At 44.5% G+C, this 11,603-nt stretch carries 8 protein-coding genes and 1 other RNA gene; 8 read left to right on the plus strand and 1 reads right to left on the minus strand.

The features are described 5' to 3' along the window. Nucleotides 1-11 precede the first annotated feature (11 nt). From tpiA to AC4E8D_RS00955, 8 genes are all read left to right on the plus strand, one after another. Nucleotides 12-764 (plus strand): triose-phosphate isomerase, encoded by a 753-nt coding sequence (gene tpiA, locus AC4E8D_RS00920; RefSeq protein ID WP_036616221.1) that lies wholly within the window; start codon nt 12-14, stop codon nt 762-764. Nucleotide 765: 1 nt separating this feature from the next. After that, nucleotides 766-2,310, plus strand: coding sequence for a 2,3-bisphosphoglycerate-independent phosphoglycerate mutase (gpmI, locus tag AC4E8D_RS00925; protein WP_221822440.1), 1,545 nt, complete (start codon nt 766-768; stop codon nt 2,308-2,310). A gap of 242 nt (nt 2,311-2,552) precedes the next feature. Further along, nucleotides 2,553-3,839: a phosphopyruvate hydratase gene (eno, locus tag AC4E8D_RS00930; protein ID WP_062837741.1), complete on the plus strand. Its 1,287-nt coding sequence runs from the start codon at nt 2,553-2,555 to the stop codon at nt 3,837-3,839. 211 nt (nt 3,840-4,050) lie between these two features. Next, nucleotides 4,051-4,284 carry a preprotein translocase subunit SecG gene (gene secG / locus AC4E8D_RS00935; RefSeq protein WP_062837740.1) on the plus strand — a complete coding sequence of 78 codons (234 nt, stop codon included), beginning with the start codon at nt 4,051-4,053 and terminating at the stop codon, nt 4,282-4,284. A 557-nt stretch (nt 4,285-4,841) separates the two neighbouring features. Then, the gene (rnr, locus tag AC4E8D_RS00940; RefSeq protein ID WP_221822438.1) at nt 4,842-7,637 is read left to right on the plus strand and encodes a ribonuclease R; all 2,796 of its coding nucleotides are present in this window, start codon (nt 4,842-4,844) and stop codon (nt 7,635-7,637) included. A 260-nt stretch (nt 7,638-7,897) separates the two neighbouring features. Then, nucleotides 7,898-8,380 (plus strand): SsrA-binding protein SmpB, encoded by a 483-nt coding sequence (smpB, locus tag AC4E8D_RS00945; RefSeq protein ID WP_036674736.1) that lies wholly within the window; start codon nt 7,898-7,900, stop codon nt 8,378-8,380. Nucleotides 8,381-8,970: 590 nt separating this feature from the next. Beyond that, nucleotides 8,971-9,335: a transfer-messenger RNA gene (ssrA, locus tag AC4E8D_RS00950) on the plus strand. A gap of 196 nt (nt 9,336-9,531) precedes the next feature. After that, nucleotides 9,532-10,785, plus strand: coding sequence for an MBL fold metallo-hydrolase (locus AC4E8D_RS00955; protein ID WP_490205724.1), 1,254 nt, complete (start codon nt 9,532-9,534; stop codon nt 10,783-10,785). 228 nt (nt 10,786-11,013) lie between these two features. Here AC4E8D_RS00955 and AC4E8D_RS00960 read toward each other — a convergent pair whose 3' ends face one another. Then, complete coding sequence (locus AC4E8D_RS00960) at nt 11,014-11,406, minus strand: hypothetical protein (RefSeq protein WP_490205725.1); 393 nt, start codon at nt 11,404-11,406, stop codon at nt 11,014-11,016. Nucleotides 11,407-11,603: the final 197 nt, after the last annotated feature.

An 11,603-nucleotide genomic window follows, 5' to 3' on the forward strand; every position in this document is an offset into this window, starting at 1 on the left:
AGTTGAAACCCATGAGAACACCGATTATCGCAGGTAACTGGAAAATGTTCAAAACGGTTTCCGAATCCAATGACTTCATTCAGGAAGTTAAAGGAAAAGCGGAAGTTGAAGGCGTGGAGACTGTAATCTGCGCACCGTTTACAAATCTGCCATCCCTGGTAGAAGCCGTTAAAGGCACAAACATCAAAATTGGTGCACAAAATCTTCACTTTGAAGATAACGGTGCATTCACAGGTGAAATCAGCGGTGTGATGCTGAAAGACCTGGGTGTGGATTATGTCATTATTGGTCACTCGGAGCGCCGTCAATATTTTGCGGAAACCGATGAGACTGTTAATAAAAAGTTGCATGCAGCATTCCGTCACGGATTGACTCCAATCTTTTGCCTTGGTGAGACGCTTGAAGAGCGTGAAGCGAACCAAACAAAAGACGTATGCAAAGTGCAAACAGTAGCTGCTTTTGCAGGTCTGTCTGCAGAGCAAGCGGCACAAGTTGTTATCGCTTATGAGCCAATCTGGGCGATTGGTACAGGCAAATCATCCACTTCCCAAGATGCGAATGAAGTTATTGCTTACATCCGTACGCTGGTGAAGGATCTGTACAACGAGACGGTTGCGAATGCAGTTCGTATTCAATACGGCGGCAGTGTTAAACCGGAAAACGTAACAGAATACCTCGGACAAAGCGACATCGACGGCGCACTTGTTGGCGGTGCCAGCTTGCAGCCGGCTTCGTTCATCGCGCTTGTTGAGGGGGCGAAGTAAGATGACAGCTCCAAAACCTGTAGCACTGATCATCATGGATGGCTTTGGTCTGCGTAACACGGTGGAAGGCAACGCGGTAGCGCAAGCCAAGAAACCGAACTACGACCGTTTCATGAGCCAATTCCCACATACAACTCTGACTGCTTGCGGTGAAGCTGTAGGTTTGCCAGAAGGGCAAATGGGGAATTCCGAGGTAGGTCACCTGAACATTGGTGCCGGCCGGATCGTATACCAGGATTTGACCCGTATATCCAAATCCATTCGTGACGGCGAGTTCTACGACAATGAAACACTTGTCAAAGCTGTTCGCGAAGCGAAACAAAGCGGCAAAAAGCTTCATCTCTACGGTTTGTTGTCCGATGGCGGCGTACATAGTCACATCGACCACCTGTTTGCTATGCTGGATCTGGCCAAAAAAGAAGAAATGAACGATGTATATATTCATGCCTTCATGGATGGCCGTGATGTTATGCCAGACAGTGGTAAAGACTTCATGCAGAAGCTGATCGCCAAGATTGAAGAAGTTGGTGTAGGGAAAATCGCAACGGTTCAAGGTCGCTATTACGCGATGGACCGTGACAAACGTTGGGAACGGGTTGAGAAATCATACCGCGCCATCGTTTATGGAGATGGACCAAAATACACTGACCCACTCAAAGCGGTTGAAGAATCGTATGAGAAGTCCGTATTTGATGAATTCGTTGAACCAACGGTTATCGTCAAAGCGGATGGTGAGCCGGTAGGTTTGGTAGAAAGCGGCGATTCCGTTATCTTCCTCAACTTCCGTCCTGACCGTGCGATCCAGTTGTCGCAAGTATTCACCAACCAGGATTTCCGCGGTTTCGATCGTGGTCCGAAGTTCCCTGTGGGCTTGCATTTTGTATGCTTGACTTTGTTCAGCGAGACGGTTGAAGGTTATGTGGCTTATTCGCCGAAGAACCTCGACAACACCCTGGGTGAAGTTCTGGTACAGAACAATAAAAAACAACTGCGTATTGCAGAAACTGAGAAATACCCGCACGTTACCTTCTTCTTCAGCGGCGGTCGTGATGTGGAGCTTCCGGGCGAAACTCGCGTACTGATCAACTCACCAAAAGTTGCAACGTATGATCTGCAACCAGAGATGAGCGCGTATGAAGTGGCTGACGCATGTGTTCGTGAGATCGAAGCAGACAAACATGACGCCATCATTCTGAACTTTGCTAACCCTGACATGGTTGGACACTCCGGTATGCTGGAGCCTACCATCAAAGCGGTTGAAGTAACAGATGAGTGCATGGGCCGTGTTGTAGATGCAGTACTTGCCAAAGGCGGCGTTGTACTGATCACTGCGGATCATGGTAACGCGGATATGGTGTTCGATGAGCAAGGACGTCCGTTCACAGCTCATACAACGAACCCGGTTCCATTCATCGTTACGGATGCAAATGTAACCTTGCGTGAAGGTGGAATCCTGGCAGATATCGCGCCTACGATCCTTGACCTTATGCAATTGCCTAAACCGGCTGAGATGACAGGTACATCCGTTATCTCTACCCGTAAATAAGTTACGCAACAACATATATGAAATTGGGAAGTTTGGAGTTTACCCCTGAACGAAGGAAGCAGAAATTGTCTGAAGAAGCGTTAGCGTTCGCCTTTATCACATGATTCCAACTTATGAAAATAAGTTCAAAGGAATCAGGGGATAACAGCGATCAGAGGACAATTCTGCTAACGTAGTGGAAAAGGGAAAACACAAGTGGTCCTAATTTATAATAAATTTAAATTTAAAGGAGATTATAACAAATGACTATTATTTCTGACGTGTACGCTCGCGAAGTCCTCGACTCCCGCGGTAACCCTACAGTAGAAGTTGAAGTATACCTGGAGTCCGGCGCAATCGGACGCGCAATCGTTCCATCCGGTGCATCCACTGGTGCCCACGAAGCCGTTGAGCTTCGCGATGGCGACAAATCCCGTTACCTCGGTAAAGGCGTTCTGCAAGCTGTTAAAAACGTAAACGAAACAATCGCTCCAGAAGTTATCGGTATGGATGCATTGGATCAACTGGGTATCGACAAATTGATGATTACTTTGGATGGTACGCCAAACAAAGGTAAACTGGGTGCTAACGCAATCCTGGCTGTATCCATGGCAGTAGCTCGCGCAGCTGCTGACGCTCTGGACCTGCCATTGTACGTTTACCTGGGCGGATTCAACGCTAAAGCATTGCCAGTTCCAATGATGAACATCATCAACGGTGGTGAGCATGCTGACAACAACATCGACGTTCAAGAGTTCATGGTTCTTCCAGTTGGAGCACCAAGCTTCAAAGAAGCTCTTCGCGTAGGCGCAGAGATCTTCCACAACCTGAAATCTGTATTGAGCTCAAAAGGCTTGAACACAGCTGTAGGTGACGAAGGTGGTTTCGCACCAAACCTTGGTTCAAACGAAGAAGCAATCACTACAATCATCGAAGCAATTGAAAAAGCTGGTTACAAACCAGGCGTTGACGTATTCCTGGGTATGGACGTTGCTTCCACTGAGTTCTACAAAGATGGTAAGTACACACTTGCTGGCGAAGGTAAATCTTACACTTCCGCTGAGTATGTTGACCTTCTGGCTTCATGGGTTGAGAAATACCCAATCATCACAATCGAAGACGGTATGTCCGAAGATGACTGGGATGGTTGGAAATTGCTCACTGAGAAATTGGGCGACAAAGTACAACTCGTTGGTGATGACCTGTTCGTAACAAACACTGAGCGTCTGGGCAGAGGTATCGACGAAGGTATCGGTAACTCCATCTTGATCAAAGTTAACCAAATCGGTACATTGACTGAAACATTTGATGCAATCGAAATGGCTAAACGCGCAGGATACACAGCTGTAATCTCCCACCGTTCCGGTGAGTCCGAAGACAGCACAATCGCTGATATCGCTGTTGCAACTAACGCTGGTCAAATCAAAACGGGTGCTCCTTCCCGTACAGACCGTATCGCGAAGTACAACCAATTGCTCCGCATTGAGGATCAACTGGGTGAACTGGCTCAATACAATGGTCTTAAAGGATTCTACAACCTTAAAAAATAAGCTGGATATCCAGCTGTTACAGGCAAGCCGGGTAACCGGCTTGTCTTTTTTATTGCAACGATGTAATGGCATAACGTAAGGAGCGAGCAGATGGTGAAATTTAGGGCATTGTATAAACTGTACTACTTGTAGTACAACCATAGCTATGTTACAATTAAAGTAACTGTTTTTATGGTGAGATGTATGCCCACATGGGTAGGAGGTGGAAAGAATGGATATTGCTTTGAAATTGCTGCTCGTTGTTTTCTCGATCGGTCTAATCACTGTAGTATTGCTGCAGCACGGGAAAAGCGCTGGTTTGGCGGGTGCCATCTCCGGTGGTGCGGAACATCTTTTCGGTAAAACGAAAGCGCGCGGATTGGATCTCTTCCTGCAACGTGCAACGGTGGTACTGGGTGCAGGATTTATGATTTTGTCTATTATTGTTACGGTGGTTTCCAAGTAAGACTTGGATCAGCACGGCAATGAATAGCTTTTAAGCTAATGGCTTAATTGATAAACCTTCGTTTCGTGGAGAAACGGGGGTTTTTTAATAAATTCTTACGCGTCCAAACTTTTCCAATGACTAATAGACTCCATGATTTCGGTCTTCTTCTCAACTTCTGTTCAGAATTCCTTCCTTAGCGTGAAACACCCCTATCATGCATGGTATGTCCCTCGCTTATTCGTTACGCGAATTCACTCCTTATAATGAATGTCATGTGTACAGAAAATTTTTCGGGTCTAGTCCTTTTCCAGATGCGTACTGTATATGTGCCGCATAAAATGTCTGTAGAGATATGTGAAAGCGTGATTATAACGGAGCGTCAGGCCACTGTGGTTTTTTTGCGAGGTACGGATGGTCCGGATTGAATTCGTGTATACTAGGGTATGAGATAGTATGGTTGCACTACTACACTCTACACGACAACGGCAATATGTATCATGAAAATGGTAAGAATTCCGATACATAAAGAGATGAGACTTGATTACACTTTTATGTTTCCCGAGGTGAATATATTAATGATAACAGAACAACAATTGCTCGACTTCATGCGGGAGACCGCTTATAAACCCATGACTTATCAGGAGTTGGAACAGCACTTCGCGATCGAAGATGCAGCTGATTTCAAAGCCTTTTTGATTATGCTTAATACGCTGGAGGAATCCGGTAAAGTTTTGCTGACCCGTAACAATCGCTATGGTATGCCAGAGCGCATGGACTTGGTACGTGGACGTTTACAGGCTCACGCCAAAGGGTTCGCTTTCCTCATTCCTGAGGATCGGGAGCACCCGGATGTGTACATTCATGCCAATGATATGAAGAGTGCGATGAATGGTGATACGGTATTGGTTAAAGTCACGTCTCAAGGACCTTCTGGCGGTCGCCTTGAAGGTGAGATCGTTCGCATTGTTACTCGTGCTGTAACACAAGTCGTTGGTGTGTTCCAAAGCCATGAAGTGTACGGATTTGTCATTCCGGATGACAAACGGATTAATCGCGATATTTTCATCCCGCGTACCAACTTTGCTGGGGCGGTTGATGGACAGAAGGTCGTAGCAAAGATCGTCAGCTATCCGGAGGGTCGTGCGGCAGCCGAGGGTGAAGTGATCGAGATTCTCGGTCATAAGGATGAGCCGGGTATTGATATTTTGTCCGTCATTCGCAAGCATCAGTTGCCTGAAGCTTTCCCTGATGAGGTGGTAGAAGAGGCGGAGAAAGCACCCGACTCCATCACGGATGAAGAGATTGTACAACAGGGTCGCCGTGATCTGCGCGGACTTAACATTGTCACGATTGATGGCGAAGATGCCAAGGATCTGGATGATGCTGTTAACGTAGAGAAGCTGCCTAACGGTAACTATCGTCTGGGTGTTCATATTGCTGACGTTGGCTATTATGTGCAGGAGAATTCCAAGCTTGATCAGGAAGCTTACAACCGTGGATGCAGTGTGTATCTGGTGGATCGGGTTATTCCGATGTTGCCACAGCGTTTGTCCAACGGGATCTGTAGTTTGAACCCACAGGTAGATCGTCTGACACTGTCTTGTGAGATGGAGTTTAACGACCAGATGAAGGTTGTAAAACATGACATTTTCACAAGTGTAATCAAAACCAAAGAGCGGATGACGTATTCTAATGTCCGTAAAATCCTTGAAGGTGAAGAGCCGGAATTGCTCGAGCGTTATAAGGATCTGGTAGATGATTTCCATCTGATGAAAGAGATCGCTTTGAAGCTGCGTGCTATGCGTATGCGCCGTGGTGCGGTTGACTTTGATTTTGAAGAATCCAAAATCATTGTGGACGCAGAATGTAAACCGATAGATATCGTGAAACGGGAGCGTTCGATTGCCGAGCAAATCATTGAGGAATTCATGTTGGCAGCGAACGAAACAGTGGCAGAGCATTTCCACTGGTTGAAGGTTCCGTTCATTTATCGTGTGCACGAAGATCCGGATCAGGAAAAACTGCAAAATTTCCTCGCCTTTGCGGCGAATTTTGGACACCAGGTCAAAGGACGTGGCAATGCGATTCATCCACGGGCGCTTCAATCGTTGCTTGAGGATATCAAAGAAACGAAAGAACAAACCGTGATTAGTACGATGATGCTCCGTTCCATGAAACAGGCGAAGTATGATTCTGAAATGTCAGGTCACTTTGGCCTCGCGGCAGAATTCTATAGTCACTTCACTTCTCCAATTCGTCGTTATCCCGATCTTGTCATTCACCGGGTGATTCGCGAAGTCATTGAAAATAATGGTGCTTTGCCGGAGAACCGTCAGGAATATTTGGCAGCACGTATGTCCGATATTGCGCAGCAGTCTTCGGAACGTGAACGTGTGGCGGTAGAAGCTGAGCGGGATACGGAGAAAATGAAAAAAGCCGAGTACATGCTCGATAAAGTAGGCGAAGAGTTCGAAGGTATGATCAGCAGTGTAACCAGCTTTGGTATGTTCATTGAACTGGAGAACACGGTTGAAGGTCTGATTCGCCTGAGCGCGCTCACGGACGACTATTACCATTTTGACGATCAACATATGGCTCTGATTGGTGAACGTACCTCGAAAGTCTTCCGCATCGGTGATGAAGTGAAGATCCGTGTGGCACGTGTAAGCATGGAAGAGTACACGATTGATTTTGAAATGGTGGATATGAAACCTCGCGCTGAACGTCCTGGCGGCTTCGGTGGTGGACGTGGCGGTAAAGGTGGACGTCCTAGTAGCGGCGGCGGACGCGGCGGTGCCAAGGGTGGACCGGGTGGTTTCAGCGGTTCGCGTGGCGGCAAAGGCGGATCATCCGCTGCTGGCGCCAGCCGTGGTGGCAGATCAACGGAAGAAAGCAGCAAAGGTGGACGTGGCGGTCGCGGTGGAGCAGCGAGTGCAGGCGCGGGCGCAGGCTCATCCGGTGGCTACGCAGGTAAAGGCGGCGGCAAACCTAAAGGTGAGCGTCGTGCGGGTGATGCTGGTGGATCAACTGGCCGGGGCAAAGGCGCGTTGAGCTTTGGTTTTGGCTCAGGTAAAGGCGGATATAGCTCTACATCGGGTGGATCGGATAGTAGTTCAACCGGTGGACAAGGAAGTGGCCTGAACAGCGGCAGCGGTCGTGGCGAAGGAAGCTTTAAGTCCGGCAAGGGCGGCGGTAAAGGTGGCAAAGGCGGAAGTGGACGCAAAAACACTTCGCCGAGCGGCGTATTTATTGGAGAAAATGCAACTCCTGGTGGCGCTCAGGAAGGTGGAGCACCACGACGCAAGCGGAAGAAGAGCAAAGGTGCAGCTGGTAACGGTACGGCAGCTTTTGTACGGAAAAAGAAAAAATAAAGCTAACGTAACTTGGAGAAATGGATTACAATTCGTTCCTCCAGGTTAAGCGTTGGAGAAAATAGTCACTTCAGCCGGTGTGTTGTTTCGCACAGTCTGAAAGTGGTGTAATGAGGAGGGGCGGCAGAGGTCGCCTCTTTCTTGATTTTAACAGCCGTACTTGCTACAATTAAGGTCTGGCACGTGGTACCTTGGTGCAACATTAGGTGCGCTGCTATAGAGCATGGTACCGGCTTATTTTACGGAGAAGGAGTGAGGACATGGGCAAGAATGATGGACAGAGTAAAGTGCTCGCACAGAATAAAAAGGCTTCCCATGACTACTTCATTGAAGATACGTATGAAGCGGGCATGGTGCTTACCGGAACGGAGATCAAATCTCTTCGTAACGGCCGTGCGAATATTGGTGATGCATTTGCCACGATTCGAAACGGTGAGATTCATATTCACAATATGCATATTAGTCCTTTTGAACAAGGGAACCGAAATAATCCGCTCGATCCAACGCGTACGCGCAAGTTGCTGATGCATAAAGTGCAGATTCACAAGCTGCTCGGACTGTCGAAACAGGATGGGTACAGCATTGTGCCGCTGAAAATCTATATCCGCAACGGTTATGCAAAGCTTTTGCTTGGACTGGGTAAAGGTAAGAAGCAATACGACAAACGTGAAACTGCCGCGAAGCGGGATGCTCAACGTGATATCCAACGGGTACTGCGCGAGAAGCAGAAGGTTGCGCGTTAAGCGGAGCGCTGGGCTAAAGGCTTTACTTTTCAGTGTAGAAGATATTTTTTGTGATGAAGTTAGGAAGATTGATGTATGAGTTAAGGAGTCTCAAGGTTTGTCCTGCAATGGGCAAGATTGAGGCTTTTTTATTTGTAATGAGAAAGGTAATGTGATGTGAGTTGCTGAAGTGTATTATGTGGTGATTTCCTTTGATATGTGTTGAAGGGAATTCGGTAGGAGCATGGAGCTTGGCACGTTGATGAATCTAAATTTTTAGCCTTTGCGTAGTTTGCCTGAAACGTGGGTAAGATACTAAGGTGCCGTTGTTCGTGATCCAATCTGGGTAAACTTTACTTCCGATTGGTGACGCGGTATAATATGTAGACGATTGAGCCTGTTGTATTGGATAACTTTGTACACGTGCTCAGCATGCTGGAATGTCTTCCAGCAATCTGTACTATTTCGGTGATGTGTCCTGTGTTATGATTACTCATGTAGCAGACAGGAATGCCGAGTTTGAAAGAAGCATCTTTTTACCTTGGAGGAAAAAGATGTGCAGCACCTTTGCTCCGTATTCACGGATTAATCCTGGAGCCCTTCTTCATTGAGGGGGCGTTTATGGATTCGACGGGGATAGTTCGAGCATGGGTAGCGGGTAGTGGGGACGCGTCCGCTTTATCAACGCTAAAGCCTATTAAACGGCAAACAACAAACAAACTACGCTTTCGCAGCCTAAGAAACTGTGTGCGTGCTTCTACCCTGCATCGCCCATGTGACAGGGATAGGGGCTAACAAGTAGTGGGATACGCTGTCACATCTCCGCCTGGGGTGTGCTGAAGAAGACAATCAGGCTGACCCAACGTATAGCCGGTTACGGGGCGATACTCGGGTGACATCAAAACTGTGACTACACCCGTAGAAGCTTATGTGCCGTTATCTTCGGACAGGGGTTCGACTCCCCTCGCCTCCATTCAAAAAGCCCGCTTACTGAGCGGGTTTTTTTATTTCCAGGGATAAGATTGTAGACAGAAAGTAGACAAGGGCTTAAGATTATAGTGGAATTCTAGAATTAGTAGACGGGTTGACTACATTAACTATGGGTGCATTATCTTTATTAGTTTAAAATGACAGAGATATCTTAGCTAGTGAATACTTAGTGAGGTGAGATTTTGAATAGAAAAGCAGAATTTACATGTGAGCCAATCGGTCAAGGTTTATTTTACAATGGAAATATACAAGATGCGTTAGTCGTGTATGACTGTGGTTCTCATAATATTGAGAGGCTAGAAGAGACTATTAAACAATTTGATCTGAGATCAAAGGGAAAACAGATTGATCTACTAATGATATCTCATTTTCACGAAGATCACATAAATGGAATTGAGAAATTATTAGTAAATTTCGAAGTGGATACTGTAGTTTTGCCATACATAAATAATTTAGAAAAAGCTATCTTGTTAACAAAAGACCGACACGGTAAGACCAAAACTACTTTTGATATTATTATGGACCCTGTTAAATTTTTTTTGAATGACAAAAGGGTTAAGAGAGTTATTCTTATCGCTCCTGGTAAAGGGGAACCAAGCTCTACGGACTTTGAAAGTCTCGATATTGAAAATAATGAAGAAAACGAAAGATTCAATTTCAGTAATATGGAAAGAGACACCAATCTCACAGAAGAACTAGCGCAACAAGATAAAAACTACAAAGATAAAATTGATGATAAAAGTCTTTTTATTTTAAAGCATAATAATTACGCTTTGCTAAATAAAACTTGGAAATTCAAGTTTTTTAACGTAGAGGTTAGTTCTAAAGCATTGGAGAATTTTGAAAAAAAAATTAGCAAGATATTGGATGTTAAAAATAGAGAGAAACTTAAAATTCAAATAAAAGTGAAAGAAAATAGAAAGAAAATTCGAGATTGCTATACTAATTGTTTTAATGAGAATATAAAAGATTTTAACAATACTTCACTTGTTGTTTTTCATAATCCAATGGAAAACACTATTAGTTCTGTCGAATCAAAAGTTAAAGGTTGCTCCTCTGTTATTATATCAAGTAATGAACACTGTATTTTCTGGCGTATTAGTAATAGGGCTGGGGATTCGGAATTATATACTGGGCAAATGCTCTTAGGAGATATATGCTTAAAAAATAGTAATATTTACAAAGAGTGGAAATATCACTATAGTAGGGAACTAAGCCAAATAACATACTTGCTATTACCGCATCATGGCTCAAAGCATAATTGGAACTCAAACATAATTAATGATTGTAGTAGTTTAGATGTATTTATGTCTTCTTCTGCATTTTCGAATAGGTATGGCCATCCAAGTATAGGTATACTTAATGAAGTAGTAGCCAAAGATAAAATATTTGTTAATGGAAACGAATTGACCGGCTTTAGGATGTTATTGTATTAATAAAATAGTTATCGGATACTTAAGGAGGCAAAAGATCTATCGAGGTTACTGAAGAACTTTTGCTTACTCGAAAATACAAAGCAATACGTCTCTTGGAACGCGAAATGAGCCTTAGAAGAAATTCTAGAGGCTCGGCCTTTTTGACGGTTTTAGAGAGACTTTTTCTGTGGCATAGATCCATGTATTATCTTACTAACTAAAAAAGTATTATTAGATTTAGTTATATCATTACAATTTTTTGATTACAATTTCAGTCGAACTTGTAAAAACTATTTCTACTCTATCCCCAGTTACTGCATTCACTTCATGAAACCAATCCCCAAGTAATTTCAAATCACCGCTACCTTGAAACTGTTTTGCATATGGGTCTCCTTTAGAAGTAGAGCCAGAAGCTTTCAGAGATACACTTCTTAGAAATCCATCTACAGAGGTACATATATAGATTGTGTTTGCACTAGCCTTATTACTATTGAAGATATCATAAGCTGTTGCAACATGTTTGGGTATTTGAAGATAACCCTCTCCATAAACTGTTCCCCTTGTAGAAGTGTGCCTATGACTTCCCCATTTTAAGTGGGCATCCTGTAATGTAATTATAAATGAATCTCCAGCATTAGGCATATTTTCCCTCCTTTTGAATAACTTTCTAAATTTCATGAAACATCAACAATAAACTATTCGACATAATATGACTGAATCCTTTTTTATAGGGCATATATATCATTTTTTGAAAATTCAAGGGCATTACCACTTGAAATTTGTAGGAAATAAAAGAAAAGTGTAGGATAATAGATATAGAATATTACATATTGATGGGA

The sequence above is a fragment of the Paenibacillus sp. SRL342 genome (assembly GCF_984798905.1).